This window comes from Mesorhizobium japonicum MAFF 303099 (genome assembly GCF_000009625.1).
GTDB classification, from domain to species: domain Bacteria; phylum Pseudomonadota; class Alphaproteobacteria; order Rhizobiales; family Rhizobiaceae; genus Mesorhizobium; species Mesorhizobium japonicum.
Genome location: NC_002678.2, coordinates 789197 through 810656, shown reverse-complemented (window position 1 = coordinate 810656; position 21460 = coordinate 789197). Strand labels below are relative to the sequence as shown.

Annotated in this window: 18 protein-coding genes and 1 pseudogene; 6 read left to right on the top strand and 13 right to left on the bottom strand. The window is 59.3% G+C overall.

The genetic code is table 11. The features are described from left to right. A complete protein-coding gene (locus MAFF_RS05085; protein WP_010909810.1) occupies nt 1–1563 on the bottom strand; it encodes an ABC transporter substrate-binding protein in 1563 nt (520 codons plus the stop codon). Nucleotides 1564–3003: 1440 nt separating this feature from the next. On the opposite strand from MAFF_RS05085, the gene MAFF_RS05075 reads away from it, so the two are divergent. Both MAFF_RS05075 and MAFF_RS05070 read left to right on the top strand, forming a co-directional pair. Next, a complete protein-coding gene (locus MAFF_RS05075) occupies nt 3004–5985 on the top strand; it encodes an MASE1 domain-containing protein (protein WP_010909809.1) in 2982 nt (993 codons plus the stop codon). A 79-nt stretch (nt 5986–6064) separates the two neighbouring features. Further along, a complete protein-coding gene (locus tag MAFF_RS05070) occupies nt 6065–6805 on the top strand; it encodes a response regulator transcription factor (protein ID WP_010909808.1) in 741 nt (246 codons plus the stop codon). Between the two features lie 46 nt (nt 6806–6851). On the opposite strand, the gene MAFF_RS05065 is transcribed toward MAFF_RS05070, so the two are convergent. The 6 genes from MAFF_RS05065 to MAFF_RS05040 all read right to left on the bottom strand — a co-directional run bounded on the left by MAFF_RS05065 (nt 6852) and on the right by MAFF_RS05040 (nt 11353). After that, nucleotides 6852–7499 (bottom strand): hypothetical protein, encoded by a 648-nt coding sequence (locus tag MAFF_RS05065; protein WP_010909807.1) that lies wholly within the window; start codon nt 7497–7499, stop codon nt 6852–6854. A 120-nt stretch (nt 7500–7619) separates the two neighbouring features. Continuing rightward, a complete protein-coding gene (locus MAFF_RS05060) occupies nt 7620–8237 on the bottom strand; it encodes a glutathione S-transferase N-terminal domain-containing protein (RefSeq protein ID WP_010909806.1) in 618 nt (205 codons plus the stop codon). Nucleotides 8238–8272: 35 nt separating this feature from the next. Then, nucleotides 8273–8710: a CBS domain-containing protein gene (locus MAFF_RS05055; RefSeq protein ID WP_010909805.1), complete on the bottom strand. Its 438-nt coding sequence runs from the start codon at nt 8708–8710 to the stop codon at nt 8273–8275. 44 nt (nt 8711–8754) lie between these two features. After that, a complete protein-coding gene (locus tag MAFF_RS05050) occupies nt 8755–9171 on the bottom strand; it encodes a cupin domain-containing protein (RefSeq protein ID WP_010909804.1) in 417 nt (138 codons plus the stop codon). A 92-nt stretch (nt 9172–9263) separates the two neighbouring features. Then, complete coding sequence (locus MAFF_RS05045) at nt 9264–10238, bottom strand: alpha/beta fold hydrolase (protein ID WP_044550537.1); 975 nt, start codon at nt 10236–10238, stop codon at nt 9264–9266. A 356-nt stretch (nt 10239–10594) separates the two neighbouring features. Beyond that, nucleotides 10595–11353 carry an SDR family oxidoreductase gene (locus tag MAFF_RS05040; RefSeq protein ID WP_010909802.1) on the bottom strand — a complete coding sequence of 253 codons (759 nt, stop codon included), beginning with the start codon at nt 11351–11353 and terminating at the stop codon, nt 10595–10597. A 428-nt stretch (nt 11354–11781) separates the two neighbouring features. Between MAFF_RS05040 and MAFF_RS05035 the strand changes: the two genes are divergently transcribed. Beyond that, a complete protein-coding gene (locus MAFF_RS05035; protein WP_244420720.1) occupies nt 11782–12555 on the top strand; it encodes a sensor histidine kinase in 774 nt (257 codons plus the stop codon). A 3-nt stretch (nt 12556–12558) separates the two neighbouring features. Then, on the top strand, nt 12559–12990 hold the full coding sequence (locus MAFF_RS05030) for a DUF1810 domain-containing protein (protein ID WP_010909800.1): 432 nt from the start codon (nt 12559–12561) through the stop codon (nt 12988–12990). 80 nt (nt 12991–13070) lie between these two features. Here MAFF_RS05030 and MAFF_RS05025 read toward each other — a convergent pair whose 3' ends face one another. From MAFF_RS05025 to petA, 4 genes are all read right to left on the bottom strand, one after another. After that, nucleotides 13071–13997: a pirin family protein gene (locus tag MAFF_RS05025; RefSeq protein ID WP_010909799.1), complete on the bottom strand. Its 927-nt coding sequence runs from the start codon at nt 13995–13997 to the stop codon at nt 13071–13073. Then, nucleotides 13978–15525 carry a mechanosensitive ion channel family protein gene (locus MAFF_RS05020; protein WP_157865913.1) on the bottom strand — a complete coding sequence of 516 codons (1548 nt, stop codon included), beginning with the start codon at nt 15523–15525 and terminating at the stop codon, nt 13978–13980. Before MAFF_RS05020 ends, MAFF_RS05025 begins: the two co-directional genes overlap by 20 nt. Before the next feature lie 96 nt (nt 15526–15621). Then, a complete protein-coding gene (locus MAFF_RS05015; protein WP_010909797.1) occupies nt 15622–16902 on the bottom strand; it encodes a cytochrome b in 1281 nt (426 codons plus the stop codon). A 16-nt stretch (nt 16903–16918) separates the two neighbouring features. Further along, nucleotides 16919–17449, bottom strand: coding sequence for a ubiquinol-cytochrome c reductase iron-sulfur subunit (gene petA, locus MAFF_RS05010; protein WP_010909796.1), 531 nt, complete (start codon nt 17447–17449; stop codon nt 16919–16921). A 414-nt stretch (nt 17450–17863) separates the two neighbouring features. Here petA and MAFF_RS36590 point away from each other — a divergent pair, with 414 nt between their 5' ends. Both MAFF_RS36590 and MAFF_RS05000 read left to right on the top strand, forming a co-directional pair. Next, on the top strand, nt 17864–18112 hold the full coding sequence (locus MAFF_RS36590; protein ID WP_157865910.1) for a hypothetical protein: 249 nt from the start codon (nt 17864–17866) through the stop codon (nt 18110–18112). 140 nt (nt 18113–18252) lie between these two features. Next, nucleotides 18253–19021, top strand: a pseudogene (locus MAFF_RS05000) (IS110 family transposase). A gap of 756 nt (nt 19022–19777) precedes the next feature. On the opposite strand, the gene MAFF_RS04995 reads toward MAFF_RS05000, so the two are convergent. After that, complete coding sequence (locus MAFF_RS04995) at nt 19778–21043, bottom strand: Zn-dependent hydrolase (protein ID WP_010909793.1); 1266 nt, start codon at nt 21041–21043, stop codon at nt 19778–19780. Between the two features lie 198 nt (nt 21044–21241). Continuing rightward, entirely contained in the window at nt 21242–21460 is a 219-nt protein-coding gene (locus MAFF_RS04990; RefSeq protein ID WP_010909792.1) for a conjugal transfer protein TraD, read from the bottom strand.

The following is a 21460-nucleotide window of genomic DNA, read 5'->3' as shown; positions in this document are numbered from 1 at the left end:
TCAGGGTCCCCAGCGAACGGTGGCGAAGTCGATGTTACCGGGCGGATCAACAGGGCGAAGTCCAAGGTCCTTCAGACCCTTGGCGTGGACAACCACGTCGTTGACGTTGACCAGCGGGATGACGATGCCGGCATCAAAATACATCTGTCCCGCCCTCTCGTAGAGAGCGTTGCGTTCCTTGACGTCGGTCAACTGTCCAGCCTGATCCACGATGGAATCGGCTTCTGGCAAGACCCGGCCAAAAAAGTTGAGGGCACCGCCTTTCGCGAAGAACACCTTGGCCTGGCTTTCCGGATGAGCGGCGTCCGGGCTCGCGATCGTGAGTAGCAAATCCGGAGGGTTCTTGTCATCCTTCAAGGTGTAAGCAGCGCCGGAGGGCAGCACATAAGCAGTTGCCTTTACGCCGATCGAGGCCAGCTGTGCTATCATCAGATCGGCGATGCGGCTGTAGGTTGGGGCCGCGCTGTGAAGGCCAATGACCAATTTTACCGGGCCATGTTTCGCTATCGCGGCCCTCGCCGCGTCGAATTCGGTCGGGAACCGGATCGGATTCGCCGGGTCCAGCATGACATTAGGATAGACCGACCTTGACAGGGTCGCGAACTCTCCGAAAGCGTCCTTGATCCAAAGCGCCGGGTTGATCGCCGTCAAAACGGCTTTTCGGACTTCCGCATCTTGGAGCGGCGAGTCCGGCTTAACGAAGAGAGCGTACGGTACCATGCTCGGAGCTGTGGTGATCTCCAGACCCTCGGGCAGGCTGGTGAGTTGCTCGAATGGATAGTTGAGCGGCACCGCGTCGATCGTCCCCGCCTGCAATTGAAGGATCTGCTGGCTGATATCGGGCACAACCGAAATCTGGATCTGCCTGAAGAACGGTTTTTTGCCCCAGTAGTCGTCATTGCGTTCAAGCACGTAGCGCTGACCGCGCTTAAATTCTGCCAATTTGAACGGGCCGGTGCCAACCGCATGCTCGTTGAGCCAGGTCGTCGCGGAGTTGCCGTTGTCATGTTCGTCAAGTGCAACCGGACTGATGACCTTGGGTCCCCACGGGCTGGATAGCGCATCCAAAAGCGATGGCTGAGGATGGACAAGTGTGAGCACGACCGTGGAAGTGTCGGCCGCCCGCATTTCCTTTACGTTAGCCAACGAGTAACTGAAGATCAGACCATGGTCTCGGCGGCGCTCGAAAGACTTTATGACTGCGGCAGCATTGAAAGGCGTGCCATCATGGAACTTGACACCGTCGACCAGGTGGAAGGTGTAAGTCAGCCCGTCGTCCGAGATTTCCCAGCTTTTGGCCAGCCGGCCAACGACCTTGGTCGAACCCGGCACGTATTCGACAAGCCCTTCGTAGACGCTGTCGATCGCGCTGATCGCGCCGGTCTCAAATCCATTGTCCGGGTCGAATGTGCCGACATCCGCGACGTAAGGAATACGCAACACATCGTTGGCGGCGTAGGCGGGCGCCAACGAAAGGAGGAAAAAGACGGCTAGTACCAAGCTCCGCAAGCCGAAGCTCCGCCCGGAGGACCGCTTCGTCGTGCGAGAGTGGGAGGTCTGCATCAAATCTCTCGTTGAGCTGGTCCCTCAGCAAGGCACTGCGGGGAAGGGTACCGCATCAATTCTTGCCAACGATGCGCACGAGGCTCCTGTCGAATTTGAGCGTCGTGCCCATGCGTCACCGTGCATCGACGCCATCACCCAAGCGAAACCGGCCACCTTCCAGGTTACGCCAGCCGATCGATGACGGTCTATGAGCCTAGGGTAGAGGTTACCCTATCCCTGGGCATAGATCGGAAGCAGGCTACGGCCGGCTTGCGCCAGCAGACGGTGGATCGAGCCGAAAATATGATGCCTGAGGAGCGCTGCATTGCGCGCTAGCTGTAGTCGATCAGGTAAATAGATCTGAGATACACCTACTTTGAGAATCTGATTTTCGTCTACCAAGTGTCCGAAGGGCTTTCTTCGATTGGGATCCCCCATACACTGAATCCGGCTGCCCAAGACTTTGGCATCGCAGTGCATATACTCGTGCAGAATTGGTTCGCAGGCCGATCCGACGCATACTGATTTCCGCCCGCAACCCGTCATGGAGGATACAATGCATGATTTGGTCGGAATGCTGTCGCGGCGCGCCTCCCTCAATACGCAGGCCTTCCTCGCCAAGCCCGTCCTGAGGTCGCCAGTTACCCGACTCGGGGCCGCGATCCGCGAGTTCGTCGCTCCCCACTACAGACCGGAACTCCACTATATGCGAGGCCCGGGGCCAGCGTGTCGCCGCGCGACCGCTGCGGTCCAGGTCGAAGCGAGAACTTGGGGTGGGAGATGATCTGCATCGCTTGCAACTCCGCCTTTCACCGACGACCGTTCCATTACTACTTTTGTTCGGAAGCGTGTTGAAACCCGCCGCGAGAAACACCTGCTGGAGGATACTCTCCGAAGGCCCCGATTGCTCTCCGAACTTTCCGTTGCGGCGTGGAATGCCGAGATCGCATGCTGATCGTACGCTGCTCTGACGTGGCTCTATCGCTAAGGAGATTAGGCGAACGTTGGATTTCCATTTTGGGATGCTGGGCGCTGGTCGCCCCGTTCCTGCTCGGCTCCCCAAGGCGCAAGGGCGATGAGGACGCAGGTCGTGATCGTACCTTATGTCGCCATATTGCAGGGGCTGGCAGCTCGCCAGTCCTAACGCGCAGTCACCCTCGACCACCAAACGCCGCAGCTCCAGATAGTCCTGATCAAGCGGCGGGCCGGCACGCGCAGCTTTGCGACCGGTCCGCAGCTTCGAAAGTGACGTGTGAACCGGCGCAGCGAACCCCAGGCAGCCTCCCTCGCTATCGTTGCTCGGCTAACAGGGGTCATCTGTTCAATGTCGTGAGTCGGTAGGAGTCTCCTGTCGCTGGGCTAGGCTTGGCTCGCGAGTTCGCCGCCCCCGGACATTGAAAATGTGCTATACAAACAGTTGGCAGTCCCAAGGCTTTCCTAGTCCGGCAGGAGCAGCCAATGACGACAGCATCCAACTCGTTGGGCGAAACCAATTCGGAAGCGGCGCCCGCTCTGAAAGATGACCTCGACCGATCCGAACCCGGATCGCAAGGAGATACTCGACCTCTTGTGGCGGTGGAACTGGCTCGGTCCCGCGAGTATTCCACTGCCGACCTCGAGGCGAACAGGAGATCCTACCTCTGGTCATCCCGCCCTCGGATTCTGCACCTGGGACTCTTTGTTACGGCCTACGTGTTAGCCGCCGGATTTGCGCAGGCGCTCGCAGTCGTGCCCGGGACAGGAATCTCGATTTGGCCTCCCAGTGGGCTATTCATTGCGACACTTGTCATCGCGCCCACCCGAAGCTGGCCGTGGTGGGTGATCGCCGGTCTCTTGGGGGAACTATTCAGCAGCGCGTTATGGTTCCACAATTCCCTGCCTGTCGCCCTGCTGATCTACAGCGGCAACGCTCTTGAAGCGATCACCGGTGCGTGGCTCGTGAACTTGGCCTGCCGGCGTCCAGTTCGGCTCGAGACGTTGCAGGAGGTTCTCGCATTTGTCCTGCTGGCCGCAGGCCTTGCGCCGTTCGCGAGCGCGACGGTGGGGAGTGCTACGCTTGCCTGGTTCGGCGTGCAATCCTTCGCGACTGCTTGGCCGCTATGGTGGATCGGCGACGCTACTGGGGTGTTGATCGTAGCGCCCCTGGCAGTGGTCGTGTTCCAGAACTTGCGCGGGAAGACCCGGCTCTCTGGCGGGCAGTGGATGGAAGCGGGTGTTCTTGGTCTGATCTTCCTCTCTGTCTCCACGCTCTCGCTGAGTGGCTATCTACCTTTCGCCTACATCGTCATGCCGCCGCTGCTTTGGGCCGCCGTCCGCTTCGAGTTCAAGGGGGCCGCCGTCACCTTGACCCTTCTCGCCCTGATCACGGCGATATTCACGATATCCGGCGCCAGCCAATTTATCAGCGATCCGCAGTCCCAGAAACATAGCCAGATCATGCTGCAGCTGTTTCTTGCCATCTCGGCGTTCTCGGCGCTGATCGTGGCGGCCATATCGCGCCAGCATCAGCAAGCAGTGCTCACATTGCGGGAAAGCCAGCGGCAGCTGCAGCAGATGATTGACGCACTTCCGGTCCGCGTCTGGAGCGCCACCCCTGCGGGCGAGCCGTTGTACTTCAACAAACGCTACCAGGACCATTTCCGCTCCGTTATTCGGAACTTCGAATCTCTGCGGACGCCGTCTATCGACGGATTGGTGCACGGGCTAGCCCATCCCGAAGATGCGCCCGAAGTGCAGCGGACACTGCGGGCCTGTTTCGAAAGCGGCAGCGCCGCTGTCATGCGGTTTCGCCTACTTGAGAAGGACGGCGCTTATCGCTGGTCCGAGTGCAGGGTAGAGCCTCGCCGCGATGACGATGGAGCCGTCGCAGAGTGGTATGGCGTTTCTGTGGATATAGACGATGAGGTGCGAGCGCAGCAGGCGCTTAGAGAGCGTGAGCGCGAGCTGTCACAGCTAGTGGACATGGTTCCAGTCCAGATTCGGCGTCTGACGCCGGAAGGCAATCCGACCTTCTTCAACAAGCGCCTGCTCGACTTCTTCGGTTTGAACGACCTAGCGCAGCTAGACAAGCCGGGTATGAGTCGGCTAGCGGCAGCGATCACGTCCCTCGTGCATCCTGAAGATACCGCTCGCCTTCTGGAGACGGTGCGGCACTCCCTTGCCACCGGGGAGCCATACTCAACAAAGTACCGTATGCGTCGCGCGGACGGCGCGTATCGGTGGGTCGATGGTCGAGGCGAACCGGTTCGGGATCAAAGCGGAGCGATAGTTCAGTGGTTTGCGATCTCCATCGACGTCGACGACGAGATGCGCCTCTATAGCGACCTTGCAGAGCGAGAAGCCAAGATTCGACGGTTGGTCGATTCCGATATCATTGGGATCGTTATTTGGGACCTGGATGGGCGGCTGATAGACGCCAATGACGCCTTTCTACGGATGGTCCAGTGCGACCGAGCGGATTTGCAGGCGGGGCTTCGATGGTTCGACATGACGCCTCCGGAATGGCAAGAAGTGCATGCCCGGGAGGAAGCAGAAGAACTGAAGGCCACGGGCAAAATGCAGGCCCGGGAGAAGGAGTTTTTCAGGAAGGATGGTAGCCGGATTCCCGTATTGATCGGCGCTGCCTGCTTCGAAGGACAGTCTAAGCAAGGGGTTGCCTACATTCTTGATCTGACAGAACGCAAGCGTGCGGAGGCCGCGCAGGTGCGCGCCGAAGAAGCGCTGCGACGAGCCTCCGAAGAGCTCGCCCGTGCGATGAACGCCGCGAGCCTCGCCGAACTCTCGGCTTCCATCGCGCATGAGGTGAACCAGCCTTTGGCGGCGGTCGTAGCGAACTCTAATGCATGCGAGCGCTGGCTCATGGCCGAACCGCCCAATGTCCAACGCGCGCAGAAGATCGTGGGACGAATTATCCGCGACGCAAACAGCGCCGCCGATGTGGTGAGCCGAATTCGCGCGTTGTTCAAGCAGTCTTTGGATGCGCGGCTTGACACGACGCTTGGCGGTGTCGTCGACCAAGCGCGCACTCTCATGGCCGAGGAGGCGGCGAGAAGTCGCGTGCCCATCAACATCGATGTCGAGAGGGATCTACCGGTCATTGCGCTGGATCGCGTCCAGATCCAGCAGGTACTGGTAAATCTGATGCGCAATGGCATCGAAGCAATGGATGGGGTCGGCGACCCCAAGTCTCTCGCGGTGCGCGTGCACCGGGTGGGGGATGCGATCCAAACGGAGGTCAGCGATTGGGGCCCGGGTGTCGAACAACTCGATAGGATGTTCGAACCGTTCTTCACAACGAAGGAGCAAGGGATGGGCATGGGACTGGCGATCAGCCGGTCGATTGTCGAGTCGCATGGTGGGCGGCTCTGGGTCGAAAAGAACGAACCGCGCGGAGCAACATTCATCTTCACCTTGCCGGTCGAAACGGAAAAGGCGCCATGACGAAGGGGGATTGCATCGTCTTCATTGTCGAGCACGGTGAACGAATCCGAGCACGCATAGGCGCCTTAGCCGGCGCCCAATGACGCCTTGTACAGTCGAGAAATGGAGGACGATCGTGACAGATGAGCAGTCGCTCCCGCGGAGATCGCCGCCGCTATCTACGGAGCAGAAGACCGAAGTGAGGGAGCCGCTCGTCATTATTGTCGATGACGACGCTTCCGTCCGGCAGGCCGTCTCCGAATTGATCCTTTCGGCGGGTCTGCAACCCGTCTGTTTTGCTTCGACCGGTGAATTGTTAGATGCGGATGTGTTGGACAATCCAGGTTGTCTGATCCTGGATGTGCGCATGCCGGGAGCAAGTGGTCTGGACCTTCAACATCGCCTGGCCCAACGGGGCAATCCAAAGCCCGTCATCTTTCTCACCGGCCATGGCGACATTCCGATGTCTGTACAGGCCATGAAGGCGGGGGCTGTCGACTTTCTCACCAAGCCGGTGCGTGATCAAACGCTGCTTGACGCGGTCATTGCCGGGATTGCAATCGATGCCGTGCAACGGAAAGAAGCCGCGATCGTCAAGCGAAACACTGAATTGTTCGCAGCGCTGACTCCTCGGGAGCGCCAGGTCTTGCGTGAGGTCGCGCGAGGGCGAGTAAGCAAGCAAATTGCCTTCGACCTTGGCATAAGCGAGATCACCGTCAAGCTTCACCGCGGTAATGCCATGCGCAAGATGAAGGCTGCATCGATCGGCCAGCTGATCCAATCATGGGAAACACTGCCCGCTTCGGTTCGCGAGAGTGAAATGAATCGGCCATCGCTATAATCCCGCGCCGCTCTCTCAGGCATTATGGGCGAGCCTGGAGCGAAGGTCACTCGTCGAAAGGCGCGTTTGCCACAAGATCGACGCTCGAGGGAGCCCGGTACCCGAGTATGTGGCGCTCACCGAAGTCTCGAACGAAATTATCGTAAGTTGTTTCCGGCCTTTTCTCGGCGATGTGGCAGAAGCATTTGGTCATCCGCCGCTTCATGTTCAGCCGCGGGTACTCCTGAACGATCCTGGCAATCTCTTCAGAAGGGATCCGCTCGTATTGAAATCCGATCACGTCGAGACCGATACCGGCGGTGCAGAGCGCTACCTCCGCCTCCTTGTAGAGTCCGATCGACGGTGTCGAGTTGAGTGCGACACTATCCCAAATCAGTTGGGCCCGGCGCTCGTCGACGCCGCCTTCCCGCGCAAACACGCGGGCCAGGTCGGCGCCTTCGACCTCAAAACGGCGCGGACCGTCGAATCGCTCGTTGAGGGTGACGTCGTGCAGCAGCGTTCCGACCGCCACGACCTCCGCGTCATGATCGATGTTCCGCAGCTGCGCGATCCGCACTGCGAATAGCCAGGAACGGACGACGTGATTGAACAAATAAGGCTCGTATTCCAAACGAGCGTAGTCAAGGGTCCGAGCGACGATTGTCGTATCAGGCACGGAAACGCCTGCGACTGTCCGGGTGGCGCTGCCATTCATCGACCTGGCTCCTTGCCTTGGTTGAGCACGATTGTGGGAGGCGACACGCTCGTCCCTTGCTTCACGGCTTGCTTCGCCGCGGACGACATCCCCTGCAAGCCACTCGTTCGATCTCGGTCATCAGGCGGCTGCCTCATCCGGCTGGTCATCGGCTGAGACCAGCCCTTCTTGCCGCAGGGCGGCTTGCACAGCCGGCCGGCTCGCCATGCGCCGACGTAGTGCTACCAGGGGTTCGGGAGTCGGCACCTCGAAACGCTCGGCCCACAAGAGCATCACGAACAGATAAAAATCCGCGACGCTGGGTGCGGGGCCAAACAGATAGTCGCCGCTCAGATTATCCGCCAGCATGTCAAGCAGCCCCGAAACTGTCGCTCTCGCCTGCAGCAGTTGATCGCGGCCTTGCGGATGCCACATCGGCTTGAAGCCGCGATGCACTTCCGTTGAGATGAATACCAACGCCTCCAGGAGGCGTGTGCGGCCGAGCTTTCCCGCAACACCGAGTGTCGGATATTGCGCGGCGATCCAATCGAGAATTGCGATGTTCTCGGTGAGGATTTCGCCGTCATCCAGAACAAGCGCCGGAACGTAGCCCTTGGGCGTAATTTCTCGGAAGTCGGCTCCGGACGCCGTGCGCTTCGTCTTCAGGTCGACGCTCTCTCGTTCGAATTGCGCGTTTGCCTCGAGGAGGGCGATATGATCGGCCAGGCTGCATGCAAGTGGGCTGTAGTACAGTTTCATTCTTCGATCCTTCGCTTTTGAGAAGAAGAGGGAGGTCAGCGGTAGCCGACGCCCGCGACGTAGTTGGAGAGCATTTGCTCCTGCACCTCCTCCTGCTCGAACAGCGCTTTCATAGCGTCGCGTATGTCGAGCATGCCAACCGGCCTTGCGCCGTTGTCGACCACAAGGATGTTCTGCAGGTTCAGCCCAGCCATGGTTTGCCACACCGAGTGGAGGTCATCCTGCGGGCCGCATGACACGATAGGGCTGCTCATCAGAACGGAGACCGGCGGCGTCGGATCGGTCGGATTGGCTAGGTGGCGGACGAGGTCAGATTTGCTCAGCACGCCTTCGGCGGCGCCGTTGCCATTGCAGACCGCGACAAGGCCGATGCCGGGCCTAGAAAGCGAAAGGGCGGCCGCTTGCACGGTGGCATTGACGTCGACCACGGCGAGGCGCGAGGAAGTCAAGGCTTGCAGTTTGTCGATAAGCATAGCTGCCGTCCTCCGGGTTCAAACTGATCGTTTGACGCTCGCGCTTAGTCGCCGATGTAGGTGGTCAGCTCGGTCTCGCTGGTGTCGACGACGAACACGGCCAGAAGCTTGGCGGGTTCGGAGGCACTCGCATTTTCGCTGACGCCGTGGCGGTCGCCCGGAAATTCGGAAAAGCTTTCGCCGGCGCGATAGGTCGTGACCGGCCCGTCGTTGACCTGGCTGCGGATAGCGCCTTCGAGAACCGTCGCGAAGATGAACGCGGATCTCGGATGGGTATGTCCCGCGGACGTGCCGCCGGGTTCGTATTCGACGAGCACGGCGCGCATGCTCTTGCCTGGCACATTGGGCACCGGGTGGTCGTAGATCAGTGTCGCCTTGTCGCCGTGGGATTGACCGGCTTGCGCTGATCCCGTGGCGAGACTGGCTGCGATAGCAGCGGTGCATAGGATGGTCTTGATCATTGTCTTGGCTCCGGTTTGCTGGTGTGATGGGTGATCGCCGGTCGGGGAGGGCGACCGGCGATCGGGCTCTCGCTGGGGGACGTGGCGCGAGCCTATGACCTGATGAAGGCGAGCAGCTCCGCGTTGACCTGGTCCTGATGCGTGGCGGTGATGCCGTGCGGCGCGCCCGGATAGTAGATTTCCCTGGCCCCCTTGATCAGCTTTGCCGACTTCCGCGCCGAGTCCTTGACCGGCACGATCTGATCGTCCTCACCGTGCAGGACTAGCGTCGGCACATCGAATTTCTTGAGGTCCTCGGTGAAGTCCGTCTCTGAGAATGCCTTGACGCTCTCGTAGGCGTTCTTCGCGCCGGCCTGCATGCTCCACAGCCAGAACTGGTCCAACGTGCCCTGCGAGACCTTAGCGCCTGGCCGGTTAGCGCCGTAGAAGGCGAGCGCCAGGTCCTTGTAGTATTGCGATCGATCGCCAGCGACGCCGGCACGAATACCGTCGAACACTTCCATCGGCAGTCCTTCAGGGTTTGCCTCGCTCTTCAGCATGATCGGGGGAACGGCAGCAATGAGAACCGCTTTGGCGACCCGGCCGGTTCCGTGCCGTCTGATGTAGCGGGCGACCTCGCCGCCGCCAGTGGAGTGACCCACTAGCGTGGCGTCCTTGATGTCTAGCGCTTCGATAACGGCAGCAAGATCATCGGCGTAGCCATTCATGTCGTTGCCAGAGGAAGCCTGGCTCGACCGGCCATGCCCGCGCCGGTCGTGTGCGACAACGCGGAAGCCGTTCTGCGCGAGAAAGAGCATCTGGCCATCCCAGGCGTCGGAATTCAGGGGCCAGCCGTGAGAAAAGGTGACGACCGGACCCGTGCCCCAATCCTTGTAGTAGATTTGCGCGCCGTCCTTGGTGGTGATCGTGCTCATCGTTGATCCTTTGCTTGAGAGGGAAGAGGGAAGGTTCTGCTTCGTTTCCGCTTGCGCGGTCCCGACTCGCGACAGGCCGACCGCAGCGGTTGCGGCAAGGGCGCCCAACAACACATCGCGGCGCGATGCCGAGCCACCCAAACTGTGCTCGATCTCGCCGGCACCGCGATGTTCCTGCACTTCGCGCAAAACCAACCGACCGTCGCTTTTGCGGCCGCGCATGACAGTCGTTCTGTCAGCGTTGGCCATGTATCGGCCCTCAGTCAGAGTTCCGATGAAATGGCGAGCCTGCCAAGCGTCCATCCACGGTCCGGCAATATACTTATCGCCGTTGTAGACGTAGAAACCAATAGATCCACTTCCTATCAGGCGCTCTCTTACACGGTACGTCATCTTAGTTTCTTTCTTTTATATATTTCTCGTCCTTGGAAAGAGCGAAAGGGGTTTTGGTCTATGTACTGAGCTATTCACGCTGGGTATCCGCGCGGGGCTGAGGGACCTTGCTTTGATCAGTGTCGCGGGGGCGAAGCGTGGCGCAACCAGTCGTCGAAGGGTATTGCGCCCAGGCGTGGGCGGTCGCCAGGCACTAGCGACCGGTCATCCAACTCGGCGCCGAAGTACCGTGCGTGTGGATCCCCGGTCACCTTGCGCGGATCGTTGCTGGCCTTCAGAAACCGTGCCACGAGTTCACTCATGCGGATCGGCTCCGGCCCAGCGATTTCGATCACGCCGTTGACCGGGGGCGAAAGCGCTACATCAGTCATGATGTCGGCGACGTCGTCTGACGCGATCGGCTGGAAATAGGCAGAGGGAACCGTTGCGGTGTCGCCGACAGTTCCCGACTGGGCAATGCCGGAAAGAAATTCGAAGAACTGCGTCGAGTGAACGATCGTGTAGGAAATGCCGGACTCTCGGATCAGCCTCTCCTGGGCCATCTTGGCGCGCATATAGCCGCTGTCGGGGAGCCGCTCGACCCCAACGATCGAAAGCGCAATGTGGTGCTTGACGCCCGCTCGCTTTTCAGCGGCGAGCAGATTGCGGCCGGACGTCTCGAAGAACTCCAACACCGCCTTGTCCTCGAAGGAGGGCGAGTTCGCCAGGTCGATAACAACTTGTGCTCCCGCCAGTGCTTCGGCCAGACCCTCTCCGGTGATGGTGTTGACGCCGCCGTTAGGCGACGCGGCGAGCACGTCGTGGCCCTTTTTGCGCAGTCTCTCGACCGTCTTCGACCCGATGAGGCCGGTCCCGCCGATAACAACAATCTTCATGACACACTCCCTGTTCGTCGCGTGGGGTTTTCAGTAATGGGTGAGCGGCTGATTATCGGCGCTCTATCTTCGCTGCCGAGAATGCGACGGCGACCCCGGCTAAACCATTCAACGGAAGCATCTGGCGCGCGATGCAATCGTATAGGGCCGATCGGTCCGAGGAACGGAAAAGCTAGTCAGGAAGGTAGGGTGCCTTATAGCATCGGCGTTGGAGGCTCTGTCCGATGAGTCCGCGCGATTCCCCCTAAAGCGCGTCACAGATTGGGTTTGGCAGCTGGCCGACCACCAACGTGATTGGAGAACCAGCGAAATCGGGGAAAGACGTATACCCCCGTATGGCTGGGCCTCGCCGCAGATTCAATGGACCGCAAAAGACCCGGAAACTAGTTTCGCCGGACTACCACCCTTTAGCTGTAATGGGGTCTCCAATGCCGCACCCGGAAGTGATGTCCAGAAAAGCCGCCGGGATCCGTCTTGGGCGTAAAGCCGACACCGCGTCCTATCTCGACATATCGGCGGAACCGACAGTCGGAGCCGTCCACGATTTGGGCAATCTTCTGCAGGTCGCTTCGTCCGCATTGAACCTGCTCGCACGAGATCCGACTGTCTCCGCCGCGCCAGCCCTTGAGCCTCTCATTGTCGGCGCCAGGACGGCGTTGCAACGAGCAGACACTTTGGTCCGCGATACGATCATCAGAGCGCGCAAAAGCAGTCGCGAAACTGAACACGCAGATATCAACGCCTGCCTAGAAGTAATTGAGAAACTCACCGGCTGGGCAGGAGACGCAAACATTCGCCTTGAGGTTGCCTCAGCGACCGACCTGCCGATGGTGAGGTGCGATCCCCTCGGTCTTCAGAACGCCGTCTTGAACCTCGTTTTCAATGCACGTGACGCAATGCCTAACGGCGGGGTGATCTCAATTAGCGTTGCGGAAGTGGTCGTCGGCCCTGCCCATCAGATCGAAGCGCGCGTGAAAGACAACGGCGTTGGAATGTCGCCCGAGACCGTGGTCCGCGCTTTCGAACCGTTCTTCACCACCAAGGGCAATGGCCTGGGCGGCGTCGGCCTGCCGATGGTGAAGCGGTTCGTCGAGGAGCATGGCGGAACCATCGAAGTCGAGAGCTCGTTCGGGTCTGGCACTACGGTGATATTGCGGCTCCCTGCCGAAGACCTTTGCTGTCCGGAAAAATCGGCGCGCTGACGCATGAGCGACGAGTACAATCTGCATAGGTTCGTCCGCGCCCAAGCGCCGGTTTATGAGGCGACCATCGATGGCCTGCGTCGCGGGACGATGAATACTTCCCACATGGAGTTCATATTTCCGAGACTGGCATCCAGAAAACCCGCTCCCGCCTTGGAACCTTACGCAATCAGGTCGCTCGATGAGGCAAGTGCTTACCTCGCCTGGCCGATCCTTGGAGGTCGGTATCGGGAGTGCGTCGACACCCTACATGGGCTCTTCCATCTACGCCCGCGTGTCGTCTTCGGTGAAATTGCCGCACGAAAGCTCCACGCATCACTGACGCTGTTTTCCGAGGCAAGCGATAACGAGTTCCTGCTCGAGACCATGTTCGACGCCTGGTTCGATGGCATGCTCGACGAGGAGACCATGAGCCAGATTGCGATGATGCGATAACCATCCGGCTTTGCTATTGGTCGAGGCACGCCTCAAGCGTAGTTTCTTCAGGCTTAGTGCACTCGCTAAGTTCGAGCGCTTCAGTCGCCAGTCCCTTCGATGTGGTCAGCTGACAAAGGAGCGGATACTTCCTCGCCTGGCACTCCAGGGAAGCGACGCTCCCGCCAATCGGCCTCTGCCTGCTCTATACGCTCGGCCGACGAGGAGACGAAGTTCCAGTAAATGTGCCGAGGTTCGGCAAAGGGCTCGCCCCCTATAAGAAGCAATCGCGCGGCGTGGAAGGCCGGTGCCCTCAATACAACTTCAACGCCAGGGTCGAGCATTAGCAATTCAGCCTCACTAAACGTGCCATGTTTGCCTACGATCTCTACCTCGCCGGCGACGACATAGATTGCACGCTCGTGATATCCGGGCCTCACCTGATATCGCGAACCACTGGTGAGTAAGATCTCGGCACAGACCAGGTCGGAAAAAGTCCGCACCGGTGAGGTCAATCCATCGGACGCCCCGGCGATGAGGGTGACCTCGACACCGTTGTCACGAGTCCTCGGAACTTCGGACGCTGCATAATGTGCGAAATCGGGGGGTGCCGCTTCGTGCCGCAACGAAAGCGCTATCCAGGCGTGCATGCCGAACAAATTGCTTCCGGTTGTTCGCATCGCGGGTGGGGTATGCTCGGAATGCACAATACCGGATCCGGCAGCCATCCAGTTGACCTCGCCGGGGCCGACAGTCTGCACATTACCAAGGTTGTCTCGATGAATGATCTCTCCATCGACAAGGTACGTCAAAGTCTCGATGCCGATATGGGGATGCGGCGCGAGGTCGAAACCCCGTCCCACATCGAGATCCGCCGGTCCTCGCTGGTCGACCAAGATGAAGGGGCCGACCGTACGATGGTGCAGAGTGGGCAAAACGCGCCGTACCAAGCAGTCGCTGGGCCGTTCTGGGAATGGGGGCAAAAAGCTGGTGTCGATATGTGTGGCTTCATTCTGCAAGATGGCCATGGCTTTCTCTCTTCTTCTGCGCCCTGTCCGGGCCCCCCACCACGCGCCTGAACGGCACCGCGCGGAAAGCCGTGTGAATGGCTTCCCGAAGCGCGGACTTGGAAATCGGATGCCGCTGTCTGTTCAGGCCGCTTTCTTCGACCGTCGACATACTTGCAGAGAGTATCGCCGCGAGCTCTTCGGCCATCTCGGGTCGGCTCAGCAGAAGGGGGGCAAAGCTCTGCTGATCTATTTCGTAAGCGACCACCTGAGTCACAGCCCGCAATGTCAACGGCTCGCGATAGCCTGCAAGCAACCCCGTCTCTCCGAAGAAGTCGCCGGGAGCAAGATGACCGATTTCCTGCGGATGGGCCTCTTCGCCACGTTGCCGGACGACAACACCCGAGCGAACGATCATCAGAGACTGCAACATTTCGCCCTCTCGCACGAGGATTTCGCCCTTGCGGTAAGTGCGGACCAGAGCCGTCTCGGCGAGGGCTTCTCGTTCTTGGTCCGTCAGCGCCGAAAACAACGCCGTCCCCTCGATCAGTTCTATCGCGGTAAAGGGCCAGGTCTCCCTGTTCGGTAGACTCGCCGCCGAAATCGAAGACGATTGAGTTGCCAAATGTAAACCTGCGGACTTGGCATGCCGGTAGACGAGATCGAAAACGTCGTTCCTCGCGGCAATTCTCTGGCCGATATTTGGTGCCCTGAAAGACAGCTCGATCACGATTGCATCAGCGTCTAGGCCTTTGATGGCGACCACCGGAGGAGGCGCCTTTACGATCGAGTCCGAGCTAAGGAATACGGCGCGCATCGCCTCCACAATGGCAGCCGGCGACTTTGTCGGCGCCAGTCTCACTAGGATCGACAGGCCATGGGTTTCATCGGGGCTGCTGACATTGGTCAGGCCCATTTTGGCCAAAACACTGTTTGGTAGCGCCACGACATTATTCGCCGGGGTAAGCAAGTGCGTTGCGCGCCAGTCAGTCTCAACGACACGGCCTTCGATGCCGTCGCTCAGCACGATCCAGTCGCCGAGCAAATAGGGTCGGCCAAGGTTAAGCGCGATACCGGAAAACACGTCGCTCAGCGTATTCTGGAGTGCCAATCCAAGCACGATTGCAAACGCACCAGATGTCGCAATCAGTGCCCCGATTGGCACCCCAAAAACAAACGCAAGAATCGACAGCGACGCCCCGACGTATACGACGCCAACGACGAGGTCCTGCAAAAGACGCGCCTCGTGCGGTTTTCGTTCAAATACGACATAAATCCGGACCAATCCGATCAATGCCCAGGCACAGTGAACCCACCAGAGGATTTTCGCCAATCCGATTACGATTGCGTTTGCTGCCGGTTCGTCGCCCGCAGTCAACTCGTATGGGACGACGCCACCATCGAAGAGCAACAAGGACATCGTGAGGAAGCAGGCGATCTGTACAAACAGCCTCGCAGCAGAGAGGCGCTGCGGGATCATCCGCCAGACCGCAATCCCAGCCAAGCCGACCAACGCGACGTAGGGTGGGGGAGTATGCCACCAGATCATGGATCCAATCCCGGCCAAGGTTTCATTCAACGACTTGCCCAAGCCGCCCGTCAGACATTTTTGGGCTACAGTCATGTTGGTCGAACGCGTGCTTGATTAGGACGCCGTGCGATCTTTGGGTCGTCGTTTCTTGTTCCTCTCCAGAACTACTTCAGTAATCGAGTTCGGCAGTCGCAGAGGTTTTTCGATCATTCCGATCAACGGCACGACGATGATGAAGAAGGCGAAGTAGAAGAGCGTCGCCGCCTGCATGGCCGGGACGTACCAGCCCTCAGCTGGTTTGGATCCCAACCAGCCGAGAAAGATCACGTCCGAGGCGAATAGCCAAAAGAAGCGCCTATATAGAGGACGATAGACAGCCGAACGCACGCTCGTCCGGTCCAGCCATGGCACGAAGAACAACACAACGATGGCTCCGAACAGGGCGAGCACACCGCCGAGCTTTGAGTCGATCGGTCCGACATTGAAATTGACCGCCCGCAGCATGGCGTAGAACGGCAGAAAGTACCATTCGGGAACGATGTGAGATGGCGTCTTTAGCGGGTCAGCCGCGCTGTAGTTATCCGGATGGCCAAGGTAATTTGGCAAATAGAATACAAAATAGAGGAAGACGATCAGAAACATTACCGCGCCGAATATATCTTTTATTGTGGCGTGCGGCGTGAAGTCAACGACGTCCGTGCTCGACTGCACGTCGATCCCAGCTGGATTGTTCTGGCCTACTACGTGAAGCGCCCAGATGTGTAAAGTGACATTGCCGATGAGCAAGAATGGCAGAAGATAGTGCAGAGCGAAGAAACGATTGAGGGTTGGGTTTTCCACTGCGAAACCACCGAGCAACAGCTTCTGGATCCATCCGCCAACGAGCGGGATTGCCGTGAAGAAGTTAGTGATCACCGTCGCGCCCCAGAACGACATTTGTCCCCACGGCAACACATAGCCTATGAAGGCTATCGCCATCATAAGCAGCACGTTAAGGCAACCGAGTATCCAAAGTAGCTCGCGTGGGGCCTTGTAGGAGCCGTAGTAAAGACCCCGGAAAATGTGGACATAGACGGCGATGAAAAAAAACGACGCGCCGTTTGCATGCAGGGATCGTAAGAGCCAGCCGGAGTTCACATCCCGTACGATTTTCTCCACGGTATTGAAGGCAAGAGTTGTATCGGCTGCATAGTGCATAGCCAACACGATGCCGGTCGCGACCTGTAGCCCCAGCATCATTGTCAGGATGCCGCCGAACGTGTACGCGAAATTGAGGTTCCGCGGCACGGGATAAACGATGAAGGAGTCATGCACCACCCGCGGCAGTGGCAGCCGGCCGTCGAGCCAGCGTTCGATACCGGTCTTTGGCTTGTAGGTCGAATGGCCCTCGCGCATCCGAATGTCCTCCGCCTTAGCCGATACGGATTTTGGTATCGGAGATGAATTGGAACTCCGGCACCGCCATGTTTTCAAGTGCCGGTCCTTTGCGAACGCGGCCGGCGCTGTCGTATTGCGACCCGTGGCACGGACAGAGCCAGCCGCCGAAATCGCCTTCTTTGTAGGACGGGATGCAGCCCAGATGCGTGCAAACCTGGACTATCACAATCCATGCTTCCTTCCCGGGCGCGGCGCGATTGGCATCGGTTGCCGGAGCATCTGCCGGCAGATTGGCATTGCGCGCAATCGGGTCCTTGAGGTCGGCCAAATTGACCGCCTCACTGTCCTTTCGCTCTTTTTCGGTACGGTGTCGCACGACGACGGGCTTGCCGTTCCAGTTGACAACCACCGACGTTCCCGGCGCTAGAGCGGAGACGTCGACCTCGACCGAGGTCAGTTCCTCGGTGGCCACTGCGTGTTCGGCACTGCCAGATTCCCTTTGGAGAATATCGGCCATAATGGCGGCTCCTACGTTGCCGAAAAGTAGCCTCCTTGGCGATTGCATATATCGAGCAACCAAAGGCGACGCTCTTCGAGTTTTCTTGCGGAGAAGACTATTGCAGTCGTGGCGGTATGTGAGCCATCGTGCCGAGGGCTGACGTGTCCGATACTTTCGTTGATCATCTCCAGAGCGAGGGGCTGGCTGGATGGCGAGGACGCCATGCATATTGCCAGGGGGCTGGATGGTCACAGCTGACATTTCCGCATGTCAGGCGTAGTGCGCGCGGCAATCAGACTAAAATTGTTTACTCCGATTTATGCCTCGGCATAGGCATTCCTGCTCCTCGACGTCGTACCCCACCTCCATTCAGGCACTCGCTTCCAGCCCTGGAAAGGCCATGCTCTTGTAGTGCCCGCTGGGACAAAGCCGACCGCCGATCTAGCCTTCAGGACTTCAATGCTGACGAGGAGAACCGACATGAAAATTGTGGTCATCGGCGGTTCACATTACTCAAGAGCCAGGACCGTCAAGAGGTTGCAGCTTAACGGTCACGAAGTTGAAGCGGCGCCCACGCGTGCAAGTGTCGAAAAATTCATCACTGACTATCGCGATGCAGGTTACGCTGGCCAACATCTGAGGCGTCGCCTCCTGTATCTGGGGCGGTTGATTCAGGAATTGTGGCGCAAGAGACGCTCGTGGCACAGCAAGTTGAGCGATCGATTCTAGGGTCCTTTAAGAGCCGCACTGAGCGGCCTCGTTAAAGGGAATTTCGCGCCTGGAACCTGCCTGTCAGCTTTTGATGCGGTGGACGGCTCTCCTCCCTCCCTGCGGTATGTTCGCGGGATCAGAGATGGAGGAGCGCTATGATGAGCAACGTTATGACGATTGGTCTGGATATCGCGAAGTCCGTGTTTCAAATCCATGGCGTGCATGCGGCGGGCGAGGTTGTCGTTCGCAGGAAGCTGACCCGCGGGCGCGTGCTAGGGTTCTTCGAGAGGCTACCAAGATGCCTGGTCGGGATCGAGGCCTGCAGCTCCTCGCACTATTGGGCTCGCGAGCTCATCGCGCGAGGCCACGATGTTCGGCTGCTGCCGGCACAATATGTGAAGCCCTATTTGAAGCGTCAGAAGAATGATGCGGCCGATGCAGAGGCCATTTGCGAGGCGGTGACCCGACCGACCATGCGCTTCGTTCCGGTAAAGTCGCCCGAGCAGCAAAGCGTGATGATGCTGCACCGGGTGCGGTTAATGCTCAACCGCCCCCGGGGTCGGTCCGCTGCTGGCGAGCGCGTTCATAGCGACCGTCGCCGATCCGCATGCGTTCAAGTCGGGACGCTGTCTATCGGCCTGGATCGGGCTCGTTCCAAAGCAGAACTCGAGCGGAGGCAAGGAGAGGCTCGGCAGCATCTCCAAGGCTGGTAATCGCTACCTGCGACAGCTGCTCGTGGTCGGTTCTATGGCGGTCATCCGCTATGCCGAGCGGAACGGAACCAGGAGGACATGGCTTATGCAGTTGATGGCGAGGCGAACGACCAAGGTTGCAGCGGTTGCGCTGGCCAACAAGACAGCCCGGATGGTTTGGGCATTGATGACAAACGGCGGGCGCTACAGGGAGCCGGACATTCGCATAGGATAGACAGGGCGAGCGATCGCCGACGAGGTTGGAAAGGGCGCACAGGAGCTAATGCACAAAGCCGGTTGAAGCCGCCGGATCAGGAAAACCCACTGGGGCCGTGCACCTCGAGTGCGAGCTTACGATCGGGACCTGAGCCGCGCGTATGGCATTATGGCCAGCGGCACATGAAAGGCCGCACCTACAGGTCGGATACATGGCCGCACCAACCAGCGACTGCAAAAGCCTCAAAAATCCCTTGCCAACGGAGAGCCGTCCATACACGGCCCCTTAACGGCCTTTCCGGGCCTCGACAATCGCGACCGTTTAATTAAGTCCGCCGGAAGTGGTTGCCTTTTGACGTGGATTCGTTCAGTTTTGGCGCGCGGAGGAATGGCAGCTTTGCGCCTGAACCCGGTCGTTGAGGTCAACTTTGGGTCCGCCTAAAAGCAGACGTCCCGATGACTATGGGCTCGGCTTGGTCGGATTCTCACGCTGCCGGCTGCAAAGCCGCCCGCAGCGCTGTGCACGACCCGAGCACGATAGAGCTAGTTCTTGAAGACTGAGCAGAGGGTCGGCGGATTGAGATTTGATCAAAAACAATATCTTAGTATCTGACGGCCAGCGCCGACGCGAAGATCACCAATGCAACCAAAAGAGTTGTCGCCGGAGTTTGCCATGGGGATACGAGAAGGAGACTCTGAGATCTCGTTAATACGGGTTGGCGTGCCGGCCTGCTGCGAGAAGGGTTCATTGGAAATTTTTCCGCATAGCAGGTGCTTAACAATAGGCCAGCTTGTAGAGCGTACCCGCAAGCACCTTAATGCCATCAACGATGTCATCGATCGAAGAGAACTCTTCGGGGGTATGGCTCCTACCATCCTTGCTTCTGACGAAGATCCTCCCGGCACGGGCGATCCTCGACATCTGCTGCGTGTCGTGGCTGCCGCCACTGGACAGATTGCTTAGCCGGATGCCCTGCTCCTCTGCTGTTGCCTTGATTGCCGTGACGATTTCGGGGTGGCAGATCAGAGGCACCTGGTTTTCCACCACCGTGATCTTCACTTTCAGGCCGCGACGATCCGCAACCTCATGGATCAGATTTTCGTGCAGGGTATAAAGCCGCTGCACAGCATCTGGATCAGGATGCCGGGCATCGATCATGAAAGTGACTTTCGCAGGAATGATGGCGGGCAGGTTGGGTTCGACGCTAACTTGCCCCACGGTTGTTACCGCCGGCCTTCCCCAACGTTCCGCCGTCGAAATGAGGCCGCCGGCGATTTCCGCAAACCCCGCCATCGGATCGCGGCGCGCATCCATCGGAAAGGCGCCGGCGTGATTTGCCTCGCCGGCCAGCTCCACGCGGTAGTGACGCAGTCCATTGATTGCGGTGACGAGGCCGACCCCAAGACCGGCGGCTTCGAGGACGGGACCCTGCTCGATGTGGAGCTCGATGAACGTGCCAATGTCGTCGCGCTGCGCCTTGCCGAGGTCGTTGGTATCAAGTCCGACAGCCTTCATCGCTTGGCCAATCGAAACACCGTCGCCGTCTACCAGTTCGTCAAATTCGCGCGGGTCGATGCAGCCGGTTATGGCACGCGAGCCCCAAAGACTTGCCGCAGGGAAACGGCTTCCCTCTTCCTCGCAAAGTGCCAGCACCTCCAATGTGCGGCGGGGCTTACCAAACTGCTTTGCAAGCGCGTCAACCGCGACCAGCGCGGCGATCGCGCCCAAGGCACCGTCATAGCGCCCCCCGGGCGTCTGGCTGTCGATATGCGATCCGGACACGATCGAAGGGCCGGGCTCTTCGCCTTCAAGCCTTCCCCAGACGTTGCCGACCGCGTCGCTATGCACAGCCAAACCCGCTTCTCTGCACCATTCAGCGAACTGGTCGGCTGCCGCGACCCATTCGGGCGAATACACCGTGCGCCAGACGCCGGTTCCGCTGTGCGCTCCGAACTTGCCGAGGTCGAAGATTAGCCGTTGTATCTGGATTTCGCCAATGCGACTAGCGTGCTCGCTTCGGGCCAGCTCGGTGCTGCGCACGAGCAAAATGAACGTCCGCTACCTTCTTGCCGTCGTCAGAAGGCGACAGTCTGCAATCGCCCCAATTGAGACATTCCACACCTTTAAACGCAATGTAGGCCGCTGGCGCAGTGCGGGCTGGACTACGCTATGCGTGGCTTCGCGCCGCCGCCCTCGCGCCGACCAACGCTCCGATCGCTGACCCATTTGCTCTTCACGCTATTTCGCATCGAAAGCCTGCTTTCCCTTCGCGGCCCACAGCTCGCGCGCATGCTCGCTTTCATGGCTCTGCATCTTGGCAGCGATCCAGAGCATCGCGCCATAGATGATGGCGCGATCGTCGCTGGTAAGCTCGACGATGCCTGCCTTGACGACGAGCCCGCCGAGCTCGATCAGATGCCGGGTCCGCTTGCGCCGTTCGACCTGCCAGGTGCGCAT

Bases quoted from the DNA above. Each gene is read 5' to 3' on its own strand.
- MAFF_RS05085 (WP_010909810.1), bottom strand. From the start codon at position 1,563: ATGCAGACCTCCCACTCTCGCACGACGAAGCGGTCCTCCGGGCGGAGC.
- MAFF_RS05055 (WP_010909805.1), bottom strand. From the start codon at position 8,710: ATGCTTATCGACAAACTGCAAGCCTTGACTTCCTCGCGCCTCGCCGTG.
- MAFF_RS05020 (WP_157865913.1), bottom strand. From the start codon at position 15,525: ATGATCTGGTGGCATACTCCCCCACCCTACGTCGCGTTGGTCGGCTTG.
- MAFF_RS05030 (WP_010909800.1), top strand. From the start codon at position 12,559: ATGAGCGACGAGTACAATCTGCATAGGTTCGTCCGCGCCCAAGCGCCG.
- MAFF_RS05060 (WP_010909806.1), bottom strand. From the start codon at position 8,237: ATGAAACTGTACTACAGCCCACTTGCATGCAGCCTGGCCGATCATATC.
- MAFF_RS05015 (WP_010909797.1), bottom strand. From the start codon at position 16,902: ATGCGCGAGGGCCATTCGACCTACAAGCCAAAGACCGGTATCGAACGC.
- MAFF_RS05075 (WP_010909809.1), top strand. From the start codon at position 3,004: ATGACGACAGCATCCAACTCGTTGGGCGAAACCAATTCGGAAGCGGCG.
- MAFF_RS04990 (WP_010909792.1), bottom strand. From the start codon at position 21,460: ATGCGCACCTGGCAGGTCGAACGGCGCAAGCGGACCCGGCATCTGATC.
- MAFF_RS05035 (WP_244420720.1), top strand. From the start codon at position 11,782: ATGCCGCACCCGGAAGTGATGTCCAGAAAAGCCGCCGGGATCCGTCTT.
- MAFF_RS05070 (WP_010909808.1), top strand. From the start codon at position 6,065: ATGACGCCTTGTACAGTCGAGAAATGGAGGACGATCGTGACAGATGAG.
- MAFF_RS05065 (WP_010909807.1), bottom strand. From the start codon at position 7,499: ATGAATGGCAGCGCCACCCGGACAGTCGCAGGCGTTTCCGTGCCTGAT.
- MAFF_RS05040 (WP_010909802.1), bottom strand. From the start codon at position 11,353: ATGAAGATTGTTGTTATCGGCGGGACCGGCCTCATCGGGTCGAAGACG.
- petA (WP_010909796.1), bottom strand. From the start codon at position 17,449: ATGCAATCGCCAAGGAGGCTACTTTTCGGCAACGTAGGAGCCGCCATT.
- MAFF_RS05025 (WP_010909799.1), bottom strand. From the start codon at position 13,997: ATGGCCATCTTGCAGAATGAAGCCACACATATCGACACCAGCTTTTTG.
- MAFF_RS36590 (WP_157865910.1), top strand. From the start codon at position 17,864: ATGAAAATTGTGGTCATCGGCGGTTCACATTACTCAAGAGCCAGGACC.
- MAFF_RS05050 (WP_010909804.1), bottom strand. From the start codon at position 9,171: ATGATCAAGACCATCCTATGCACCGCTGCTATCGCAGCCAGTCTCGCC.